We start from the raw sequence: 19,686 nt of genomic DNA, 5'->3' as shown, positions 1-19,686 counted from the left end.
GACTACGCCGAAGCCTTGGGAAGGACTTCCCAGGTCTTCAGCTTGGACTTCGGAGCGCACTCGACGATGCGAATAGCTTCGCCGGTCTTGTACGCATTGCTCTCGTCGTGCGCGTGGTAACGCTTGGACTGACGCACGATCTTCTTCAGCAGCGGGTGAACGATGGTCCGTTCGACCTTAACCACCACGGTCTTGTCGCCCTTATCGGAGACGACAACCCCTTCGAGGATACGCTTGGGCATATCGTTCTCCTTAAGCCGCGGCCTTGGCGCGCAGCACGGTCTTGATGCGGGCGATTTCCTTGCGGATCTCGCCGACGCGGTGGGTCTTTTCCACCTGACCGGTCGCCGCCTGGAAGCGCAGGTTGAACTGCTCTTTCTTCAGGTTGAGCAGTTGCTCGGCGAGCTGGTCGGGGGTCATGCCCCGGATGTCAGCAATCTTGGTCATGCCGCTTCGGCCTCCAGAGCCGCACCGGCGTCGATGCGGGTGACGACACGGGTACGGATCGGCAGCTTGGCCGCGCCGAGGCGCAGGGCTTCGCGAGCGATATCGTCCGGCACGCCGTCGATTTCGAACATGATGCGGCCCGGAGCCACGCGAGCGGCCCAGTGGTCCACGGCGCCCTTGCCCTTACCCATCCGGACTTCAGCCGGCTTGCCGGTGACCGGCACGTCCGGGAAGATGCGGATCCACACGCGACCTTGGCGCTTCATCTGGCGAGTGATCGCCCGACGAGCCGCTTCGATCTGACGAGCGGTGATCCGCTCCGGCTCGACGGCCTTCAGGCCGTACGAACCGAAGTTCAGCAGGGTGCCGCCCTTCGAGGTGCCGTGGATGCGGCCCTTGAACTGCTTGCGATACTTGGTTTTTTTCGGTGACAGCATAGCGCTCTATCCTTAGCCCCGATCGCGACGGCCGCGGTCGCCCCGGTCGGGACGATCGCCGCGCTCGCGTCCGCCGCCTTCGCCGGCCGGGCCGGATTCGGTGGCCAGACGCTTGTCGAGCGCCATCGGGTCATGCTCCAGCACTTCGCCTTTGAAGATCCAGGTCTTCACGCCGATGATGCCGTAGGTGGTCTTGGCTTCCGCGAAGCCGTAGTCGATGTCGGCGCGCAGCGTGTGAAGCGGCACGCGACCTTCGCGGTACCATTCCATACGAGCGATTTCCGCGCCGCCGAGGCGGCCCGACACGTTGATGCGGATGCCCTTGGCGCCGAGACGGACGGCCGATTGGATCGACCGCTTCATGGCGCGACGGAAGGCGATCCGGCGCTCGAGCTGCTGGGCGATGGACTCGGCCACCAGCTGGGCGTCGGTTTCCGGCTTGCGGATCTCGACGATGTTCAGGTGAACTTCGCCTTCGGTCATCACCGACAGATCCTTGCGGAGCTTGTCGATGTCGGCGCCCTTCTTGCCGATGATCACGCCCGGACGCGCCGCGTAGATGGTCACGCGGCACTTCTTGTGGGGACGCTCGATGATGATGCGCGAGACGCCGGCTTGATACAGGCGCTTCTTGAGCATCGCACGGACCGCGAGGTCTTGGTGCAGGAGCTTGCCGTACTGCTCGCCGTCGGCGAACCAACGGCTGTCCCAGGTACGGTTGACGCCGAGCCGCAGCCCGACCGGATTGACTTTCTGACCCATCAGGCGGCCTCACCCAGTTCGCGGACCACGATGGTGATCTCGGAGAACGGCTTTTCAACGCGCGTCGCACGACCGCGGGCGCGGGGCGAGAAGCGCTTCATCACCAGGTTCTTGCCCACATAGGCCTCGGCGACGACCAGCGAGTCGATGTCGAGGTTGTGGTTGTTCTCGGCGTTGGAGATCGCCGAGTACAGCGCCTTGCGGACGTCCTGAGCGATACGCTTGTGGCTGAACTCGAGCTCGTTCAGAGCGCGCTGGACGTTCAGGCCACGAATGGACTGAGCGACCAGGTTCAGCTTGCGGGCGCTGGTGCGCAGGGTGCGAACCTTGCACATCGCTTCATTGGCCGGCAGGCGGCGAGGTTGTTTAGCTTGGCTCATGGCCTACTTCCTCTTCGCCTTCTTGTCGGCGGCGTGACCGGGGAAGTTACGGGTCGGAGCGAACTCGCCGAACTTCATGCCGACCATGTCTTCCGACACGGAGACGGGAACGTGCTTCTGACCGTTGTGCACGCCGAACGTCAGGCCGACGAATTGCGGCATGATGGTCGAGCGGCGCGACCAGGTCTTGATCACGTCCTTGCGGCCCGACGCCAGGGCGGCGTCGGCCTTCTTCAGGAGGTACCCGTCGACAAACGGGCCTTTCCAGACGGAGCGGGTCATGGCTTAGCGGCCCTTCTTCGCTTTGTGGCGCGAACGGATGATGAACTTGTCCGTGGCCTTGTTAACGCGGGTCTTGGCGCCCTTGGTCGGCTTACCAGCCGGGGTCACCGGGTTACGACCACCCGAAGTACGGCCTTCACCACCACCGTGGGGGTGGTCGACCGGGTTCATGGCCACGCCGCGAACGTGCGGACGACGGCCCAGGTGGCGAGACCGACCGGCCTTACCAAGGTTCTGGTTCGAGTGGTCGGGGTTGGACACGGCGCCGACGGTGGCCATGCAGCTGTCCAGGACCATGCGCAGCTCGCCCGAGTTCAGGCGGATCTGAGCGTAGCCGGCGTCACGACCGACCAGCTGGGCGTAGGCGCCAGCCGAACGAGCGATCTGACCACCCTTGGCGGGCTTCAGCTCGACGTTGTGGATGATCGTGCCGATCGGCAGGGTCCGCAGCGGCGAGGCGTTGCCCGGCTTCACGTCGACCTTCTCGGCGGTGACGACTTCGTCACCGGCGCTCAGGCGTTGCGGGGCCAGGATGTAGGCCAGCTCGCCATCGGCCTGATACTTGATCAGGGCGATGAAGGCGGTGCGGTTGGGGTCGTACTCGAGACGAACGACCGTGGCCACGCCTTGCTTGCGACGCTTGAAGTCGACCAGGCGGTACAGGCGCTTGGCGCCGCCGCCGCGGAAGCGAACGGCCACGCGGCCATTGCCGCCACGGCCGCCCGACTTCGTCAGGCCTTCGACCAGCTTCTTTTCCGGGCGGCCCTTGTGGAGCTCGCTGCGGTCGATCAGCACCAGGCCGCGCTGGCCCGGGCTGGTCGGATTATAGTGCTTCAAGGCCATGTCTTAGAGCCCCGTCGTGATGTCGATCGACTGGCCTTCGGCCAGGGTCACGATGGCTTTTTTGACGTCGGAACGGCGTCCGACGATGCCACGGAAGCGCTTGGTCTTGCCCTTGGACACCAGGGTGTTGACCTTGGTGACCTTGACCTTGAACAGCTCTTCGACGGCGGCGGCGATTTCGTCCTTCGACGCATCGGCGGCCACGCGGAAGACAACCTTGTTCTGCTCGCTGAGCAGGGTGGCCTTCTCGGTGATCACCGGCGACAGGATCGTGTCGTAGTGGCGGGCGGTAGCGGCCATTACGCGGCTTCCTTCTCAGCGAAACGAGCCGAGATCGCTTCGACCGCGTCCTTGGTCAGGACCAGGGTCTGGCGACGCAGCACGTCATAGACGTTCAGGCCGGCGTTCGGCAGCACGTCGATGTTCGGAATGTTGCGGGCGGCGAGCTTGAAGTTGCCGTCCACTTCCGGACCCGCGATGACCAGGGCGTTCTTCAGGCCGATCTTGTCGAAGTTGGCGCGCAGGGCGGCCGTCTTCGGATCGGTCAGAACGGCGCTGTCCAGCACGACGAGCGCGCCGGCCTTGGCCTTCGAGGACAGGGCGTGACGCAGGGCCATGGCGCGGATCTTCTTGGGAAGATCGAACGCGTGGCTGCGGACGACCGGGCCGTGGGCCTTGGCGCCGCCGACGAACTGAGCCGCACGGCGCGAACCGTGACGAGCCGAGCCGGTGCCCTTTTGCTTGTACATCTTCTTGCCCGTACGAGAGACCTCGTTGCGGACCTGAATCTTGTGGTTGCCCGAGCGGCGCTTGGCCAGCTGCCAGGTGACGACGCGCTGCAGGATGTCGCCGCGGATGTCGGCGATGCCAAAGATGGCGTCGTCGAGATCAACGGAACCGGCCTTGCCGCCGTCCAGTTTGATGACGTCGAGTTTCATTAGCCTTCGCCCTCTTCGGTCGTCGCCGCGGGGGCTTCCTCAGCGGGGGTTTCAGCAGCGGCGGCCGGAGCCTCGCCAGCCTTGCGGAAGGCGCCCGGACGCGGCAGGTCGGCCGGAGCGGCCTTCTTGATCGCGTCGCGAACCTTGACGTAGCTGCCTTCGTGGCCCGGGACGGCGCCCTTGACCAGGATCAGGCCGCGCTCGACGTCCACTTTCCAGACGGTGACGTTCAGGGTGGTGACGGTTTCCTGACCCAGGTGGCCAGCCATCTTCTTGCCCGGGAACGTGCGACCCGGATCCTGACGGTTACCCGTCGAACCGTGCGAACGGTGCGAGACCGAGACGCCGTGGGTGGCGCGCAGACCGCCGAAGTTCCAGCGCTTCATGGCGCCGGCAAAACCCTTACCGACGGTGATACCTTGGATGTCCACCTTCTGGCCGGCGACGTAGTGGTCGGCCGTGAACTCGGCGCCCACGTCGATCAGAGCGGCTTCATCGACGCGGAATTCGGCGACGATCCGCTTGGGCTCGACCGAGTTCTTGGCGAAGTGACCGCGCTCGGCCTTCGAGGTGTTCTTGGGCTTCTTGGCGCCGGCGCCGAGCTGCAGGGCGGTGTAACCGTCCTTCTCGACCGTGCGCTGGCCCGTGACCTGGCAACCGTCCAGCGACAGGACGGTGACCGGGACGTGCTGTCCGGTTTCATCGAAGAAGCGGGTCATGCCCAGCTTCTTGGCGATCACGCCAGTACGATTAGCGGGGAGAGTCATCTGTTCGGCCCTCCTTACAGCTTGATTTCGACGTCAACGCCGGCCGACAGGTCGAGCTTCATCAGCGCGTCCACGGTCTGCGGAGTCGGGTCAACGATGTCGAGGACGCGCTTGTGCGTACGGATCTCGAACTGCTCGCGCGACTTCTTGTCGACGTGCGGCGAGCGGTTGACGGTGAATTTCTCGATAAGCGTGGGCAGGGGGATCGGGCCCCGTACCGTCGCACCCGTGCGCTTGGCCGTATTCACGATCTCGCGCGTGGAATGATCCAACACGCGGTGATCGAAGGCCTTGAGCCGGATGCGGATGTTCTGACGATCCATATCGCTCGGTTTCCTAGTGGGCTGCGCCCGCGTCTCGAACCATTTCAAAGACCAACCCGGACCCCTCTTTCGAGACATCCGAACGCAGCGTCCGCAAAACAAATAAGCCCCGGCGGTCACCCGCTAGGGCCGGTGACTTCGAACTGCGCCCCAAAAGGCGCGATCCTCAGTCGTTTGCGAACCGCGTTTGAGCCCTGGAGCTCACAGCCGGTCCAACAGAGGGGGGCTTTTACGTGTGTGAATCGGTTTCGTCAAGCGGTTCGGAAGGGGTTTCACATCCCCCTGCCCTCGCCCGCCGATCGCCGCGCGCCGAAACATAACGTCGTCGCGCGGACATGCCCCGAAACTTCTGAAAGGTGAGCATGAACGTGCGCGGCCCACGCGATAGGAAGCTCCAGCCACCTTCGCAAGTGTCATAAAACTGCATCATTTGTCCGATGAACGCGTTCGGCGGACTTGTGACGCCAGGCGAAGCTCCATAGATCCGCCGCTCCTCGACGGACGGGCGGCCCCTCCCCAAACGACCGCCTGCCGATCGAGGCCACACAGTAAGGGGATTACCCACTATGAAGACCCAACTCTTCGCCGCCGCCGCCGTCCTGGCGCTGGCCGTCTCGGCTCCCGCCTTCGCTCAGAACGTCGGCTCGATCGGCGCCGCGGTGAACTACACCGACCTGAAGGCCACCGGCGTCGACGTCGACGGCACCTCGGTGAAGGTCGACGGCTCGGTCGCCATCCCGACCGGCGCCTGGACCGTCACCGTCAACGGCAACGTCTCGGTCAACGACAACGACATCAGCGACGAGACCGTCGCCTCGACCGCCGCTCACGCCACGACCCTGGTCGCCGGCGACACCGTGCGCGTCGGTGGCTTCGCCGCCCTGTCGCGTCCGTCGAACGACACCCTGTGGGCCGTCGGCGCCGAAGCCAGCAAGTACTTCGACAAGGTCACCCTGACCGGCCTGGCCGCCTACGGCCAGTCGAACGACCTGGACGCCGACCTGTGGGCCGTCCGCGCCGACGCCCGCTACTTCGTCTCGGACGACTTCCGTCTGGACGCCGGCGCCGGCTACGCGAACCTCGACCCGAAGGGCTTCTCGAGCGCCGATGTCTGGGACGTCAATGTCGGCGGCGAATACAAGTTCGCCAACACCGGCTGGTCGACCTTCGCCAAGTACACCCACACCGAGTCCGACGACCTGGCGAACCTGAACGCCGAAGCCGTCAAGTTCGGCTTCCGCTACACCTTCGGCGGCAGCCTGAAGACCCGCGACCGTTCGGGCGCCGACCTGATCGACGCCGACACCCTGTTCGGCTTCGGCGTCCGCTAAAACGCGCGATAGCCGAAAGTGGTCGCCGGTTTCGGCGGCCATCGCGCGTCGCTCCAAGATGGAGCCTGCCTCGGCAGGCTCCGGGCGCCGTTCGCGATCAGCGGATGAAGGAACGCCCCGGAGCTCAGGCTCCGGGGCGTTTCACTTTATATTTACGTAGCGTGAGCGTGGTTCACCGACCACCGGGTGGAACCAGGCCTTGCTCCACCGGGGCCTCGCGATCGACGCTGATCACCCCGCCCTCTTCCTTCAACTCGGCCACCTGCACGGCTGTACGCTGCCACCAATACGGATCGGCGGCGGCCTGGGGCTCGTTTCCCTGGTGGACGAAGTAGTAGAGGAACGCCCTGCCCCCGCTGACCACCACGTCGGGATGCTGCCCCTTGGCGGTGTCCGTCTGGGCCTTGCCCGGCTGCTCGAGAAGACGCGTCGGCTGCAGGGTCCAGGACCGGGCGTCGTCCGAGCGCAGGACGATCAGGCCCTTCCAGGCGTCGGCGATCATCCACCACGCGCCTTTCCAGCGAAACACCTTGGGCCCCTCGGCGGCCATGTCGACCACGGGCTTGTCGTCCAGCGGCGTCCAGTGGACGAGGTCGGTGCTTTCCACCGCCATGATCCGGCTGCCCTTGCGCTCGTCCTTGTACCAGAGGCGATAGCGGTCGCCGATCTTGACCACGCTGGCGTCGATCACCCGATCCGAGCCCAGGTCCAGGGCGTCGCCGCAGGTCCAGGCCTTCAGGTCCTTGCTGGTCAGGTGGACGATCCGCGCGGTGGCCCCCTTCTCGCCCCAGCGGTGGAAGACGCCCGGCACCACCGTCAGCCACATGTGATAGACGCCGCCCTCGGCATAGAGCTCCGGCGCCCACAGGGTCTGGCCAGTACAGGCGGCCGGGATGTCGGCCACGCCCTTGTAGGACCACGCCAAGCCGTCCTTGGAGGTCGCCACGCCGATCGGCGTGGCGTGGACCCAGGCCACGTCCTTGGGGTCGGGCGCCGTCACCGTGGCGCGGCGGTTGGTGTAGAACATCGCCCATTCGCCATGGGCCTTGTCGAAGACGATTGAGACGTCGGCCGCGCCGTCGGTGACGGGATCGCGGTACAGCGGCTTGGGCGCCGCCGCCTGAGCGGCCAGGGGCAGCGCCAGGGCGCCGATCAACACCAGAACCCGCGCGACCATGCCGCCTCCCCTTATGAACAGGGCGGCAGTCTAGTCGCGCGGGTTGTTTTCACAAAGTGAGATATAGTCCCACATGTCGCCATCTCGATAACGGCCGAGATGGCGACCGGGAAGAAGCCGACTAACGGCCGATGGTCACGTCGCCCGAGCCGGCCACCGACTTCTGGACATTGCCCGTGGCCTTGGCGATGCGGACGTCGCCCGAACCGGCCACCGACACCTCGACGTCCTGGGCCTCGCCGTCGAACGTCACGTCGCCCGAGCCCATGATGCTGACATCGACCGAGCGCGAACGGCCGCCCGAGATGGTCACGTCGCCCGAGCCGGCGATGTTGGCTTCCAGCTTGCCGTTGACGCTGGCGGCGGTGACGCCGCCCGAGCCGGCGATGTTGATCTCCAGATCGCCGCCGATCTCCTGGGTCTTCACGTCGCCCGAACCGGCGATGTTGATCTCGGCCGAGCCGGCGCTGCCGGCCAGGGTGTCGCCCGAGCCGGCCTGGCTCAGTTCGAACTTGCCCTTGACGTTGGCCACCGTCCAATCGCCGCAGCCGGCGTTGGCCAGTTCCAGGCTCTCGGTGCGGCCCACACTGCCGAACACCGCGCCGCCGGCGGCGACCTCGGCGTTCATCGGCGTGCGGACCACGATCTGCGGGATGTCGTCCCACTTCACGTCGCCCACCCCGCGCACATGGACCACGGTCTTGCCCATCACTGTGTTGCAGCCGTTGATGCGGTTGAGCTTCAGCCCGCCGTCGATCACCGTGGTCGAACCGTTCTGGCGGATGTTCAGCGGCAGGCTCTGGTTGGTGGTCAGGAACTCGACCTTCACGTCGCCGCGGGCTTCGGGGATGACCACCACGCGGGCGACGGCGTCCTTGATCTTGACGGACGGTTCGGCGGCGGAGGCCGCGCCGGCGAAAGCCATGGAGGCGGCGGCGGCGGTGGCCAGAAGCAGAAGAGCGCGCATCGGTGTTCCCTCGAACGAAAGCGTTGTTGAGGGAAAGCTAGCCGCGCCCATATCGAGAAACGACTTAATTCGAGGTCATGACCCGCTTGTCATGATCGGGCCGCAATCTTGGCGACCGGCGGTCTAGTCCGCGAGAAGCGCCAGGCCAAGACCCAGGCTCAAGCCCAGCCCCATCCCCGCGCCGACCTTGGCGCCGAGACGCCGGTGGCGGACGCCGAGGTCTGCGACCAAGGACGAAGCCCCCTTGATCTGACCCGCCACGCTGGGCTCGCAGGCGGCGATGCGGTCGAAACGGCGGCTCAGCCGCGTGCCGACGGCGGCGATCCGGCGACCGCCCGGCAATGCCGCCGCCCGCGCGACCAGCGGCACGCGCGGCATGATCAGGCCTTCCAGGGTCGGTTCGGCCGGATCGGCGAAATCCTCCTTGTAGGCTTCCTCGCCGGGACCGAAGTCCACGCGGGCGATCCCGCGCTCGGCGCAGACCCGCAGGGTTTCCAAGGTCATCAGGCCGCCGGGCGAATAGCGGGCATAGGCCGGGTCGTAGATCGGGAACCACAGGTGATGCCGCCCCCCGCCCGTCAAGCCAAGCTCGGCGGCGACGACGACCTCGCCCGCCCGCAACACGGCCAGGCGCAGGCCAAAATCGGGATCGGCTATGGCGTCCAGGTCGCGGAGCAACTGGGCGGTCCAGCCGCAGGCGAAGATGTCGTGCTGATAGGTGCGGCGGATCTGGGCGCGCTTCTCGGCGATCACCCGCTCCAGCAAGGCCGGCGAGGGCCGGTCGAAGTCGAACCGCACCGCGCCATGGTCGCGCTCCAGGGCCCGCCGCCGACGGCGCTTGTCCTTGAGAAAGGCCGCCGCCCGTCCGGCCTGGTAGGCTTCGAAACCGTTGGACAGGTCCGCGGCCATGGCGGGACGGACGTTCAGCCCCGGCCGCGCCGGCGCGCCGACCAGGCCGCTCACCCGCAGTCGTCGCCCGCCAAGGGCCTCGACCACCTGCCCCAGGTCCAGCGCCTCGGCCGGGTCCGCGATCAGGCCGTGGAAATCGCTCATCGGCGCGCCTAGCGGCTGCAAGGCCCCGCCGCGCCGCTGGAACGGCAGGAAGCCGACGACACGCCCGCCGCGCCGGATCATCGCCACCCCGCCCCCAGGCGCCACGCGTTCGGCCACCTCGACGTAGCGCAGGTCGAAATAGGGGCTGCCCAGATGCGGATGGGCCGCGCGCAGGGCCGACCAGAGCGCGCGCTCGGCCTCGCCCAACGCGGCGACCTTGACGATCTCGATGTCGATCCGCGCGTTCACGACCGGATCCTCTCCCCTAGGGTTCGCGCAACCCTAGACCAAGGGCCTCGACCAAAGCGTAAAGGGGCGGCGCGTTTTCAGCCCGCATGGGCCATAAGTCGCACCGGCGCGGACTTGTAGGCCGGCGTGCCGCTGCGACGGTCGTGATCCTCCAGCGCGATCAGCACGTTGGTCTCGGGATAGTAGGCCGCCAGGCAGCCGCGCGGGATCTCGCGGGCCACCAGGGTGAAGCCGCGCACCGCGCGCTTGCCGCTGTCGTCGAAGGCGGCGGCCAGATCGATGAGATCCCCCGCCTTCAGGCCCCGCGCGGCGATGTCGTCCGGATGGGCGAAGACCACGTCGCGGCGGCCGAACACCCCGCGATAGCGGTCGTTCTGGCCGTAGATAGTGGTGTTGTACTGGTCGTGGCTGCGCAGGGTGGTCAGCAGCATGACCTCGGCGTCGCCGCGCCGGGCGTCCTGGCCGTCGTGACGATGGACCAGGAACTGGGCCTTGCCGCTGGGCGTCTTCCACACCCGCTCGGCGTGGGGCAGCGGCAGGCGGAAGCCGCCCGGCTGGCGCACCCGCTCGTTATAGTTGGCGAAGGCCTGAGGAAAGACGGCCTCGATCAGGTCGCGGATCCTGTCGTAGTCGCCGGCCAGGCCCGGCCAGTCGACGATATCGTCCGGTCCGAACAGCGCAGCCCCGATCCCCGCGATGATCGCAGGCTCCGACTTCAGCTGGTCCGAGGCCGGGGCGTTCAGCCCGCGCGAGGCGTGGACCATCGACATGGAGTCCTCGACCGTCACCGCCTGGCGACCCGACGCCTGGACGTCTATCTCGGTACGGCCCAGGCACGGAAGCAGCAGGCTCTCTGCGCCATGCAGCAGGTGCGTGCGGTTCAGCTTGGTGGCGACATGGACCGTCAGGCCCGCCTTCTTGATCGCCGCGAAGGTCCGCACCGGATCGGGCGCGGCCACGGCGAAATTGCCGCCCAGGCCGACGAAGACCTTGGTCTCGTCCGCCTCCATGGCAGCGATGGTCTCGACCACCGTGTGGCCGTGCTCGCGCGGCGACTTGAAGGCGAAGACGTTATCCATCGCGTCCAGGAAGGCCGCCGAGGGCTTCTCCCAAATCCCGACCGTGCGGTCGCCCTGGACGTTGGAGTGGCCCCGCAGCGGACAGATCCCCGCCCCCGGTCGGCCGATATTGCCCTTCAGCAGCAACAGATTGACCAGCTGCTGCACGGTGCTGGACGAGGACCGGTGCTGGGTCAGGCCCATGCCGTAGCAGAGGATCGTGGCCTTGGCGCCGGCATAGGTCCGCGCCGCCTGCTCGATCTGGGCGCGGGTCAGGCCCGAGCCCGCCTCGATCTCCTCCCAGGTCAGGTCCTCGACCACGGCCTTCACCGCCTCGAAGCCCTGGGTGTGTTCCGCGATGAAGGCCCGGTCCAGAACCGTGCCCTGGCTCTCGGCGTCCAGGGCCAGGACCGCCTTCATCATACCCTGCACCGCCAGGGCGTCGCCGCCGACGGTCAGTTGATAATAGGCCGAGGCGATGGGGGTCGAGGTCAGGGTCGCCATCTCGACCGGGTCCTGGGGCGAGGCGAACTTCTCCAGCGCCCGCTCCTTCAGCGGATTGAAGGCCAGGATCGTCGCGCCCCGCCGCGAAGCCTCGCGCAAAGTGGCCATCATCCGGGGATGGTTGGTGCCGGGGTTGTGGCCGAAGCACAGGATCAGGTCGGCGTGTTCGAAGTCGTCCAGGCTGACCGAGCCCTTGCCCACGCCCAGCTGGTCCGGCAGGCCGACGCTGGTCGGCTCGTGGCACATGTTGGAGCAGTCGGGGAAATTGTTGGTCCCCACCCGGCGGCCCAGCAGCTGGAACAGGAAGGCCGCCTCGTTGGACGCCCGACCCGAGGCGTAGAACTCCGCCTGGTTGGGATGCTCCATCGCCCGCAGCGCGTCGGCCGTGCGAACGAAGGCCTCGTCCCAGGCGATGGGCAGATAGCGGTCGCTGGCCTTGTCATAGGCCATCGGATGGGTCAGCCGGCCCAGGTCCTCCAGGGCGTGGTCGCTCCAGGTCAGGAGTTCGGTCACGGAGTGGGCGGCGAAGACCTCGGGCGTGGCGCGCTTGGAGGTGGCCTCCCAGGCCACGGCCTTGGCGCCGTTCTCGCAGAACTCGAACGAGGAGGTGTGCTTGGGATCGGGCCAGGCGCAGCCAGGGCAGTCGAAGCCCTCGGGCTGGTTGGCGCGCATCAGGGTCTTGCCGCCCTCGATCACCGTGGCCTGGTCGGCCAGGGCTCCGGCCACCGCCTTCAGCGCGCCCCAGCCGCCGGCGGCGTTGTCATAGCGATGGATGCCTGGGATGCCCGTGTTGGGCTTGTCGCCCTCGTTATTGCCTTTAGGCATTTACGCGAACTCCGGAACTTCGGCGAACAGGCGCTCGGCGCCGGTGAAGACGGTGTGGCCGTCGGCGCGGGCCAGGGCCACCAGGGTCAGGCCGGACTCCTCGGCCCGGCGGATGGCCAGGTCCGTGGGGGCCGAGACGGCCACCAGGATCGCCCCGCCCATGCGCACGGTCTTCTCGACCATCTCGAACGAGCAGCGGCTGGTGACCACCACGAAGCCGGCCTGGGCGTCCTGGCCGGCCTGGGCCATGGCGCCGGCCAGCTTGTCCAGGGCGTTGTGGCGGCCGACGTCCTCGCGGATCGTCGTCAGCCCGCCGGCCACGTCGAAGAAGGCGGCCGCGTGGGTGGCGCGCGTCAGTCGCCCCAGGGCCTGGGCCTCGCCCAGACTATCGACGGCCCTCTGCACCGCCTGGTGGGAGACGCGCACGCCAGGGCCGACCACGGGCAGCGGCCGCACGGCGTCGGCCAGGCGCTGCACGCCGCACAGCCCGCAACTGGACCGCCCCTCCAGGGTGCGCGGCCGCGCCTTGCGCTGGATCGCGCCGGGCCGCAGCCTGACGTCGGCCAGGATGCCCAGGTCCGTGGCCGTGACGACGACCTCAAGGATGTCGGCGTGGGTCGCCACGCCTTCGGTGATGGTGAAGCCAACGGCCAGATCGGTAGGATCGGTGAGCGAGGCCATCAGCACGGTGTGGGGACGGCCGTCGAACGACAGGCCCACGGCCGTCTCGTCGGGGTTGGCGCGCAGGACGGCCTGGCTTTCGCCTCCGACCCGCCACTGGGTGGCGGCGCGGCTACGGGCGGCGGGGTACGACATGGCCGGAGTCTAGCCCCTGCCCGCCCCGTTCTCCAACACCCAAGCCACGGCGCCGCTCAAGACAGCAGGAACATTCAAATTCCGACGCGCCGGGCGGATGACCTGGAGACGGTCCTGACGCACTCTACATGCATGGCCATCATCGACACTCGACGCGAACAGATGTTCCCCCGGCTGACCGCCGAGGAGATCGACCGCCTCCGCCGGTTCGGCGACATCGCCCACGCCCAGGCCGGCGCCGTGCTGGCCCAGGCCGGCGAGGTCTCGCCCGGTCTGATGGTGGTGCTGGAGGGCAAGGCCCGCATCAGTCGGCGCGACGCCCACGACGAGAGCCACGTCATCGTCGAGCACGAGGCCGGCCATTTCATCGGCGAGCTGGCCCAGTTGTCGGGCCGCCCGTCGCTGGTCGACGTCCAGGCCCTGACCGACCTGGAAGTGCTGCGCATCAAGCCCGACCGCCTGCGCGCCGTGCTGATCGCCGAGGCCGAGCTGGGCGAGCGGATCATGCGGGCCCTGATCCTGCGCCGGGTCGGGCTTCTGGAAACGGGCGCCGGCGGCCCGATCATCATCGGCCGGACCGGCGACGGCGAGGTCATCCGCCTGTCGGGCTTTCTGAGCCGCAACGGCCATCCCTATCAGCACCTGGATCCCGACCAGGTCGACTGCGCCAAGGTGCTGATCGAGCGGTTCTCGGTCGACGAGGCCGCCTTGCCGATCGTGCTGTGCCCCGGCGGCCAGCTGCTGCGCCATCCGTCGAACCAGGAGCTGGCCCGCTGCATCGGCATGGTCGGCAAGATGGATCCAGACAAGGTGTTCGACGTGGCCGTGGTCGGGGCCGGGCCGGCAGGCCTGGCGACGGCCGTCTATGCCGCCTCGGAGGGCCTGTCGGTGCTGGTGCTCGACACCCGGGCGTTCGGCGGCCAGGCCGGGGCCTCGGCGCGGATCGAGAACTATCTGGGTTTCCCCACCGGCGTGTCGGGCATGGCCCTGATGGCGCGGGCCTATAACCAGGCCCAGAAGTTCGGGGCCAATCTGGCCATCCCCGACGAAGTGGCCAATCTGGAATGCCTGCAGGATCTGCGGGGCGGCGACGAGCTGGGCTACCACCTCACCCTGACCAGCGGCGAGACCACCCAGGCCAAGACCGTGGTGATCGCCAGCGGCGCCCGCTACCGGCGGCTGGACATCACCAATCTCGACGAATTCGAAGGCGTCAGCGTCCACTACTGGGCCTCGCCCCTGGAGGCCAAGCTGTGCGCGGGCCAGCAGGTGGCCCTGGTCGGGGCCGGCAATTCGGCGGGCCAGGCGGCGGTCTATCTGGCCAGCCAGGTGGAGAAGGTCTGGCTGGTGGTGCGCGGCAAGAGCCTGGCCGCCACCATGTCGCGCTACCTGATCGAGCGCATCGAGAGCCTGCCCAATATCGAGGTCGTCGTGCGCAACGAAATCTTCGCGCTGGAGGGCGAGGACGGCCAGCTGAGCGCGGTGCGCTTCCGCGATCTGGACACCGGCGAGGAAGACCGCTGCGATATCAGCCATCTCTTCCTCTTCATCGGCGCCGCGCCCAACACCGCATGGCTGAGCCAATGCCGGGTCGAGCTGGACAACCACGGCTTCGTGCGCACCGGCGCGGACCTGGCGCCCGGCACCCCCACCCTGCAGACCAGCCGCCACGGCGTCTTCGCCATCGGCGACGTGCGGGCCGGTTCGGTCAAGCGGGTGGCGGCGGCGGTCGGCGAAGGCGCCCAGGTGGTGGCGGCGATCCACGCCTATCTGGCCGAGCCGGTGACGACGGCCTGACGGCGTCTAGCCCTCGGCGTCCTCTTCCGGCGTGGGATCGGCCGGCGGCTTCGAACTCGCCTTCTCGACGAACTCCGCCGCGGCCTTGGCGGCGGCGGCCTGGGCCGCAGGGGCCGTGATCAGCGGACCGCCGACCAAATCCTCCATGGGCAGTCCCTGGAATATGTTTCTCGGTCTTCCGTCGCTCGCCATCAGCGTGTCTCCCGGTCCGCCACGATTATAGGCCGACCTAGGCGAGAGCGCCCAGCCCCCAAAGCAAAAGGCCCCGAGGTTTCCCTCGGGGCCTTCGCTTAGGTCAGCTGTCGCTGGGATCGATCGACTACTCGATGATCTTGGACACGACGCCCGAACCGACGGTCCGGCCGCCTTCGCGGATGGCGAAGCGCAGGCCTTGGTCCATGGCGATCGGGGTGATCAGCTCGATGTCCAGCTCGGCGTTGTCGCCCGGCATGATCATTTCCACGCCTTCGCGCAGCTTGATGATCCCGGTCACGTCCGTGGTGCGGAAGTAGAACTGCGGGCGATAGTTGGTGAAGAACGGGGTGTGACGACCGCCTTCTTCCTTGGTCAGGATGTAGGCCTCGGCCGCGAACTTGGTGTGCGGGGTGATCGAACCCGGCTTGCACAGCACCTGGCCGCGCTCGACGTCTTCGCGCTTGGTGCCGCGCAGCAGCACGCCCACGTTGTCGCCGGCTTGACCTTGGTCCAGCAGCTTGCGGAACATCTCGACGCCGGTGCAGGTGGTCTTCTGCGGGGCGCGGATGCCGACGATCTCGACTTCTTCGCCGACCTTGACGATGCCCTTTTCGATACGACCGGTCACCACGGTGCCGCGGCCCGAGATCGAGAACACGTCTTCGACCGGCATCAGGAAGGGTTGGTCGACCGGACGGGCCGGCTGCGGGATGTAGGCGTCGACCGTGGTCATCAGTTCCAGGATCGACTGCTCGCCGATCACCGGATCGCCGCCGTCGATGGCCACCTTGGCCGAACCCTTGGTGATCGGAATGTCGTCGCCCGGGAACTCGTACGAGCTCAGCAGTTCGCGCACTTCCATCTCGACCAGCTCGAGCAGCTCGGCGTCGTCGACCAGGTCGACCTTGTTCATGTAGACGACCAGGGCCGGCACGCCGACCTGACGGGCCAGCAGGATGTGCTCGCGGGTCTGGGGCATCGGGCCGTCGGCGGCCGACACGACCAAGATCGCGCCGTCCATCTGGGCCGCGCCGGTGATCATGTTCTTCACGTAGTCGGCGTGGCCGGGGCAGTCGACGTGGGCGTAGTGACGGTTGGCCGTCTCGTATTCCACGTGCGCGGTGTTGATCGTGATGCCGCGGGCCTTTTCTTCCGGCGCGGCGTCGATGTCGGCGTAGTTCTTCGCCGTCGCACCACCCGACTTGGCCAGGATGATGGTGATCGCGGCCGTCAACGTCGTCTTGCCGTGGTCAACGTGACCGATCGTGCCGATGTTGCAGTGCGGCTTATTACGTTCGAACTTTTCCTTGGCCATCGTCTCTACCTTCGCGCCGGCGGGTTTGTTTCAGGGTTCAGTCTAAAAGGGGAGCTGGAGCGGGTAGCGGGAATCGAACCCGCATCCTCAGCTTGGAAGGCTGCTGCACTACCACTGTGCTATACCCGCCTAGCTAGCGGGGTCGCGTCGGCTCCCGGTCTCTGGCTCTGGGGACCAAGCCTCGTCGGAGCTCTCGTCGCGCGTGGTGGGGGAAGTAGGACTCGAACCTACGAAGGCGTACGCCAGGGGATTTACAGTCCCCCCCCTTTGCCACTCGGGACATTCCCCCAGCGCGCGACAGAGTTCCTTCAAAGCGGCCTTTCCATCCTCGAAACCGGCGGAGAACCGCCCGTCACGAAAAAGGAACAAAAGCTTCCTCGAAACCTGTGAGACGGTGCTAGAGCAGCGCCGCCCCGGTTCGTGGAAACCCTCGGGGCCCCAAATCGGAGCGCGTCTTATAGTGTCCTCTCATTCCGAACGCAACGACCGGAAACGGCCTTCTTCGCCTGGACGTGATTTTCGTTCCAAGCCACGGGAAAACAACAAGTTTTCGAAGGGCCAAGGGGACGCCAAGGACTGGATTTGGGGGACTCACGCCGTCGAAGCGGCGCTTTCCAACCCCGCCAGACCCGTTCCGAAACGCCTTCTGGCCACCCCGGACCGGGCCAAGCGACTCGCGCCGAATCTGGCCAAGGCGCCCTTCCTGCAGATCCTGGAAGGCGCCGAGATCGCCCGTCAGCTGCCCGCCGGCGCCGTGCACCAGGGGATCGCGCTGAAGATCGACGAACCCGAGCCCCTGAGCGTCCACGACCTGGGCTCGCCCGCCGAGGGGCTGCTGGTGATGCTGGACCAGATCACCGACCCGCAGAACATCGGCGCGATCTTCCGCTCGGCCGCCGCCTTCGGCGCCAAGGGCGTGATCCTGCAGGACCGCCACGCCCCCGCCCTCACCGGCGTGCTGGCCAAGACCGCCGTCGGGGCGGTGGACAAGATCGCGTACGCGCGCGTGGTCAATCTTTCCCGCGCCCTGGAGGAACTGGCCGACCTGGGCTGGCGGGCCGTGGGCCTGGCCGGCGAGGCCGAGGAGACCCTGGACCAGGTTCTGGACGGCCGCCCCACCGTCCTGGTGCTGGGATCGGAAGGCGAAGGCGTGCGCCGGCTGGTCGCCGAGCACTGCGACGCCATGGGAAAAATTGCCATGCCAGGGGGCTTTGAGAGCCTGAATGTGTCCGCCGCGGCGGCGGTCGCGCTGTACGAAGCGTCGAAAGTTCGCCCCAGGGAAGAAATCGGTTCGTGAATCTCTCTTAACCGTTTTGATTTCGTCGCGATGACGTGGTTCTCTCAACGCTCGTGACCGCGAGCGTTGCTGCGCGGAGAGTTCAAACATGGGATCGGGGGACCCGATGTTGCATACCAATATCCGTTTGACGGCTCTGGCCGGCTGCGCGGTAGGCGTTCTGGCGCTGGCCGGCTGCGGCGCGCGTGAGCCCGTCGCGGCGCCGCCCGCCACGCTGGAGCCCGGTTCGGGCGCGGCGTCGACGCCGGAGCTGATGGGGGCGCCGCCCGCGGAAGCCACGCCAGCCGACGGCCTGCTGGGCGGCCCCGCCGCCGGCCCGGCCCCGGTCGCCGCGCCCACCCCCGTCGCCAGCGGCAATCCCGCCCTGAAGACCTGGCGCCGCGCCGACGGCACCCTGGTCACCGCCATGGCGCCGATTCCCAATCCGACCGCCAAGGCCCATCGCGCGGCCCGCTATGCGCCGCGCGCCGTTTCCGCGCCGGCTCGCCGGGCCCACGCCGCGCCGGCGCCCGCTCCGGTCGTCAAGCCGGCGGCCAAGCCCGCCCCGAAACCTGTCGTGGCCGCCAAGCCCGCGCCGACGCCGGTGGTCAAGCCGGCGCCGAAGCCGGTCGCCGTCGCGCCCGCCCCGGCCCCGCTGAAGCCCGTCGTCGCGCCCAAGCCGGCCGCGCCGGTGGCCAAGGCTCCGGTCGTCGCTCCGGCCAAGACGCCCGAGCCCGCCAAGCCGCTGACCAAGCTGCAGAAGCTGCAAGCCGCCGTCGCGCCGGAAGCCACCAAGGGCGCCGTCCTGGCCCCGGCGGCCAGCCTGGCCGAAGGCAAGGAGGGCCAGGTCACCCTGTCTCTGCCCGCCACGCTCGGCGACCTGATCAAGAAGGAAGCCGCCAAGCTGGGTCTGACCAAGGCGGCCAAGAAGACCAGCGCCTATGCCGACCTGCAGGGCGAGGGCTACGAGATCACCCCGAACGGTCGCCAGACCGCCGTGGTCAAGGACGGCGAACCCGCCACCTTCGCCTGGCAGGTCAAGCCGACCCCGGCCGCCAAGGGCCAGCTGAAGACCGAGTTCGGCGTCCAGTTGGATGGCTCCAAGCCCGTGCAGGGCTTCACCCTGGGCTCCATCGCCAAACGGATCGCGCCGATCCAGGAAGCGGTGAAGGAAAAGACCAAGGGCTTCAGCATGCCCAGCCTGGGCAAGTACGAGACCGTCGACCTGCCGGGCGTGGGCAAGGTGCCGGGCAAGTCGCTCCTGGGCGGCGCCCTGGTGCTGCTGGCCCTGCTGATCCTGGTGGCCATCTCGCGCAACGCCGCCGCCTCCAAGGCCAAGGCCGAGCGTCGCCGCAAGTTCCGCACCCTCACCGACTACGGCCGCAACGAGATGGAGTTCGATGCGCCGCCGAAGACGGCCGAGGTCAACTACGTCAACCCGATGGTCGCGGCCGCGGGCGGCGCCCTGGCCGGCGCGGCGGTGGCCACGGCGGTCAGCCATCACGACGACCACGGTCACCATGACGACCACGGACATGGCCACGACGACCATGGTCATGCCGAAACCCACGCGGCCGATCATCACGACGATCACGGCCACGGCCATGACGACCATGGGCACGCCGACCACGGCCACGACGATCATCACGCCGCCCCGGTGGCCGGCGCCGAGGCCGTCGCGGTTCACGCCGTGCACGACGACCACCATGCCGCTCCGGTGGCGGCGGCCGAGGCCCTGCCGATCAGCGGTCACGATCACGCCGAGACCCACGCCGCCGATCACCACGACGACCATGGGCACGGTCACGACGACCATGGGCACGACGATCATGGACACGGCCACGATGACCACGGCCACGCCGAAGCCGGTCATCACGACGACCATGGGCACGACGCTCACCCCGCCACCCACAAGGAACTCGAGCACGCCCACTAAGGCGTGCT

Annotated in this window: 22 protein-coding genes and 2 tRNA genes; 4 read left to right on the top strand and 20 right to left on the bottom strand. The window is 67.7% G+C overall.

Annotated elements, in window-relative coordinates:
- Positions 1 to 2 precede the first annotated feature (2 nt).
- From rpsQ to rpsJ, 11 genes are read right to left on the bottom strand one after another with little or no spacing between them, the layout of a single operon-like run.
- A complete protein-coding gene (rpsQ, locus tag AC07OA_RS16055) occupies positions 3 to 242 on the bottom strand; it encodes a 30S ribosomal protein S17 (protein WP_494664814.1) in 240 nt (79 codons plus the stop codon).
- A 10-nt stretch (positions 243 to 252) separates the two neighbouring features.
- Complete coding sequence (gene rpmC, locus AC07OA_RS16050) at positions 253 to 447, bottom strand: 50S ribosomal protein L29 (protein WP_029912302.1); 195 nt, start codon at positions 445 to 447, stop codon at positions 253 to 255.
- Positions 444 to 884 carry a 50S ribosomal protein L16 gene (gene rplP / locus AC07OA_RS16045; protein WP_012285672.1) on the bottom strand — a complete coding sequence of 147 codons (441 nt, stop codon included), beginning with the start codon at positions 882 to 884 and terminating at the stop codon, positions 444 to 446. The genes rpmC and rplP overlap by 4 nt, the downstream gene beginning before the upstream one ends.
- A 12-nt stretch (positions 885 to 896) precedes the next feature.
- On the bottom strand, positions 897 to 1,646 hold the full coding sequence (gene rpsC, locus AC07OA_RS16040) for a 30S ribosomal protein S3 (RefSeq protein ID WP_028041108.1): 750 nt from the start codon (positions 1,644 to 1,646) through the stop codon (positions 897 to 899).
- Positions 1,646 to 2,026, bottom strand: coding sequence for a 50S ribosomal protein L22 (gene rplV / locus AC07OA_RS16035; protein ID WP_012285670.1), 381 nt, complete (start codon positions 2,024 to 2,026; stop codon positions 1,646 to 1,648). Before rplV ends, rpsC begins: the two co-directional genes overlap by 1 nt.
- 3 nt (positions 2,027 to 2,029) lie before the next feature.
- Entirely contained in the window at positions 2,030 to 2,308 is a 279-nt protein-coding gene (gene rpsS, locus AC07OA_RS16030) for a 30S ribosomal protein S19 (protein ID WP_494664813.1), read from the bottom strand.
- 3 nt (positions 2,309 to 2,311) lie between these two features.
- Positions 2,312 to 3,151, bottom strand: a complete 840-nt coding sequence (gene rplB / locus AC07OA_RS16025) for a 50S ribosomal protein L2 (RefSeq protein WP_494664812.1) — start codon at positions 3,149 to 3,151, stop codon at positions 2,312 to 2,314.
- Between the two features lie 3 nt (positions 3,152 to 3,154).
- Positions 3,155 to 3,451 carry a 50S ribosomal protein L23 gene (locus AC07OA_RS16020; protein ID WP_494664811.1) on the bottom strand — a complete coding sequence of 99 codons (297 nt, stop codon included), beginning with the start codon at positions 3,449 to 3,451 and terminating at the stop codon, positions 3,155 to 3,157.
- On the bottom strand, positions 3,451 to 4,089 hold the full coding sequence (gene rplD, locus AC07OA_RS16015; RefSeq protein WP_494664810.1) for a 50S ribosomal protein L4: 639 nt from the start codon (positions 4,087 to 4,089) through the stop codon (positions 3,451 to 3,453). Before rplD ends, AC07OA_RS16020 begins: the two co-directional genes overlap by 1 nt.
- Positions 4,089 to 4,856, bottom strand: a complete 768-nt coding sequence (gene rplC, locus AC07OA_RS16010; RefSeq protein WP_494664809.1) for a 50S ribosomal protein L3 — start codon at positions 4,854 to 4,856, stop codon at positions 4,089 to 4,091. Before rplC ends, rplD begins: the two co-directional genes overlap by 1 nt.
- Before the next feature lie 14 nt (positions 4,857 to 4,870).
- Entirely contained in the window at positions 4,871 to 5,179 is a 309-nt protein-coding gene (gene rpsJ / locus AC07OA_RS16005; protein ID WP_004616952.1) for a 30S ribosomal protein S10, read from the bottom strand.
- 566 nt (positions 5,180 to 5,745) lie between these two features.
- Between rpsJ and AC07OA_RS16000 the strand changes: the two genes are divergently transcribed.
- Positions 5,746 to 6,510, top strand: coding sequence for a hypothetical protein (locus tag AC07OA_RS16000; protein ID WP_494664808.1), 765 nt, complete (start codon positions 5,746 to 5,748; stop codon positions 6,508 to 6,510).
- A 172-nt stretch (positions 6,511 to 6,682) separates the two neighbouring features.
- On the opposite strand, the gene AC07OA_RS15995 is transcribed toward AC07OA_RS16000, so the two are convergent.
- The 5 genes from AC07OA_RS15995 to fdhD form a co-directional block, all read right to left on the bottom strand.
- Positions 6,683 to 7,687 (bottom strand): glycoside hydrolase family 43, encoded by a 1,005-nt coding sequence (locus AC07OA_RS15995; RefSeq protein ID WP_494664807.1) that lies wholly within the window; start codon positions 7,685 to 7,687, stop codon positions 6,683 to 6,685.
- Positions 7,688 to 7,808: 121 nt separating this feature from the next.
- Positions 7,809 to 8,654 (bottom strand): GIN domain-containing protein, encoded by an 846-nt coding sequence (locus tag AC07OA_RS15990; RefSeq protein WP_494664806.1) that lies wholly within the window; start codon positions 8,652 to 8,654, stop codon positions 7,809 to 7,811.
- A 123-nt stretch (positions 8,655 to 8,777) separates the two neighbouring features.
- Complete coding sequence (locus AC07OA_RS15985) at positions 8,778 to 9,956, bottom strand: GNAT family N-acetyltransferase (RefSeq protein WP_494664805.1); 1,179 nt, start codon at positions 9,954 to 9,956, stop codon at positions 8,778 to 8,780.
- 77 nt (positions 9,957 to 10,033) lie between these two features.
- A complete protein-coding gene (locus tag AC07OA_RS15980) occupies positions 10,034 to 12,343 on the bottom strand; it encodes an FdhF/YdeP family oxidoreductase (protein ID WP_494664804.1) in 2,310 nt (769 codons plus the stop codon).
- Complete coding sequence (gene fdhD, locus AC07OA_RS15975) at positions 12,344 to 13,159, bottom strand: formate dehydrogenase accessory sulfurtransferase FdhD (protein WP_494664803.1); 816 nt, start codon at positions 13,157 to 13,159, stop codon at positions 12,344 to 12,346.
- Positions 13,160 to 13,291: 132 nt separating this feature from the next.
- On the opposite strand from fdhD, the gene AC07OA_RS15970 reads away from it, so the two are divergent.
- Entirely contained in the window at positions 13,292 to 14,956 is a 1,665-nt protein-coding gene (locus tag AC07OA_RS15970; protein WP_494664802.1) for an FAD-dependent oxidoreductase, read from the top strand.
- A 6-nt stretch (positions 14,957 to 14,962) separates the two neighbouring features.
- Here AC07OA_RS15970 and AC07OA_RS15965 read toward each other — a convergent pair whose 3' ends face one another.
- The 4 genes from AC07OA_RS15965 to AC07OA_RS15950 all read right to left on the bottom strand — a co-directional run bounded on the left by AC07OA_RS15965 (position 14,963) and on the right by AC07OA_RS15950 (position 16,755).
- On the bottom strand, positions 14,963 to 15,103 hold the full coding sequence (locus AC07OA_RS15965) for a hypothetical protein (protein ID WP_494664801.1): 141 nt from the start codon (positions 15,101 to 15,103) through the stop codon (positions 14,963 to 14,965).
- A gap of 172 nt (positions 15,104 to 15,275) precedes the next feature.
- A complete protein-coding gene (gene tuf / locus AC07OA_RS15960; protein ID WP_494664800.1) occupies positions 15,276 to 16,466 on the bottom strand; it encodes an elongation factor Tu in 1,191 nt (396 codons plus the stop codon).
- A gap of 55 nt (positions 16,467 to 16,521) precedes the next feature.
- Positions 16,522 to 16,595 (bottom strand) — tRNA-Gly (locus tag AC07OA_RS15955).
- A 74-nt stretch (positions 16,596 to 16,669) separates the two neighbouring features.
- Positions 16,670 to 16,755, bottom strand: a tRNA-Tyr gene (locus AC07OA_RS15950).
- 171 nt (positions 16,756 to 16,926) lie between these two features.
- Here AC07OA_RS15950 and rlmB point away from each other — a divergent pair.
- Complete coding sequence (gene rlmB / locus AC07OA_RS15945) at positions 16,927 to 17,763, top strand: 23S rRNA (guanosine(2251)-2'-O)-methyltransferase RlmB (RefSeq protein WP_494664986.1); 837 nt, start codon at positions 16,927 to 16,929, stop codon at positions 17,761 to 17,763.
- Between the two features lie 106 nt (positions 17,764 to 17,869).
- A complete protein-coding gene (gene stpX / locus AC07OA_RS15940; RefSeq protein ID WP_494664799.1) occupies positions 17,870 to 19,678 on the top strand; it encodes a stalk-specific protein StpX in 1,809 nt (602 codons plus the stop codon).
- Positions 19,679 to 19,686: the final 8 nt, after the last annotated feature.

Source organism: Caulobacter sp. GW821-FHT09B08, from assembly GCF_059418225.1.
This window is presented reverse-complemented; position numbering and strand designations above follow the sequence as displayed.

Bases quoted from the DNA above. Each gene is read 5' to 3' on its own strand.
- rpsQ (WP_494664814.1), bottom strand. From the start codon at position 242: ATGCCCAAGCGTATCCTCGAAGGGGTTGTCGTCTCCGATAAGGGCGAC.
- rpmC (WP_029912302.1), bottom strand. From the start codon at position 447: ATGACCAAGATTGCTGACATCCGGGGCATGACCCCCGACCAGCTCGCC.
- rplP (WP_012285672.1), bottom strand. From the start codon at position 884: ATGCTGTCACCGAAAAAAACCAAGTATCGCAAGCAGTTCAAGGGCCGC.
- rpsC (WP_028041108.1), bottom strand. From the start codon at position 1,646: ATGGGTCAGAAAGTCAATCCGGTCGGGCTGCGGCTCGGCGTCAACCGT.
- rplV (WP_012285670.1), bottom strand. From the start codon at position 2,026: ATGAGCCAAGCTAAACAACCTCGCCGCCTGCCGGCCAATGAAGCGATG.
- rpsS (WP_494664813.1), bottom strand. From the start codon at position 2,308: ATGACCCGCTCCGTCTGGAAAGGCCCGTTTGTCGACGGGTACCTCCTG.
- rplB (WP_494664812.1), bottom strand. From the start codon at position 3,151: ATGGCCTTGAAGCACTATAATCCGACCAGCCCGGGCCAGCGCGGCCTG.
- AC07OA_RS16020 (WP_494664811.1), bottom strand. From the start codon at position 3,451: ATGGCCGCTACCGCCCGCCACTACGACACGATCCTGTCGCCGGTGATC.
- rplD (WP_494664810.1), bottom strand. From the start codon at position 4,089: ATGAAACTCGACGTCATCAAACTGGACGGCGGCAAGGCCGGTTCCGTT.
- rplC (WP_494664809.1), bottom strand. From the start codon at position 4,856: ATGACTCTCCCCGCTAATCGTACTGGCGTGATCGCCAAGAAGCTGGGC.
- rpsJ (WP_004616952.1), bottom strand. From the start codon at position 5,179: ATGGATCGTCAGAACATCCGCATCCGGCTCAAGGCCTTCGATCACCGC.
- AC07OA_RS16000 (WP_494664808.1), top strand. From the start codon at position 5,746: ATGAAGACCCAACTCTTCGCCGCCGCCGCCGTCCTGGCGCTGGCCGTC.
- AC07OA_RS15995 (WP_494664807.1), bottom strand. From the start codon at position 7,687: ATGGTCGCGCGGGTTCTGGTGTTGATCGGCGCCCTGGCGCTGCCCCTG.
- AC07OA_RS15990 (WP_494664806.1), bottom strand. From the start codon at position 8,654: ATGCGCGCTCTTCTGCTTCTGGCCACCGCCGCCGCCGCCTCCATGGCT.
- AC07OA_RS15980 (WP_494664804.1), bottom strand. From the start codon at position 12,343: ATGCCTAAAGGCAATAACGAGGGCGACAAGCCCAACACGGGCATCCCA.
- fdhD (WP_494664803.1), bottom strand. From the start codon at position 13,159: ATGTCGTACCCCGCCGCCCGTAGCCGCGCCGCCACCCAGTGGCGGGTC.
- AC07OA_RS15970 (WP_494664802.1), top strand. From the start codon at position 13,292: ATGGCCATCATCGACACTCGACGCGAACAGATGTTCCCCCGGCTGACC.
- AC07OA_RS15965 (WP_494664801.1), bottom strand. From the start codon at position 15,103: ATGGAGGATTTGGTCGGCGGTCCGCTGATCACGGCCCCTGCGGCCCAG.
- tuf (WP_494664800.1), bottom strand. From the start codon at position 16,466: ATGGCCAAGGAAAAGTTCGAACGTAATAAGCCGCACTGCAACATCGGC.
- stpX (WP_494664799.1), top strand. From the start codon at position 17,870: ATGTTGCATACCAATATCCGTTTGACGGCTCTGGCCGGCTGCGCGGTA.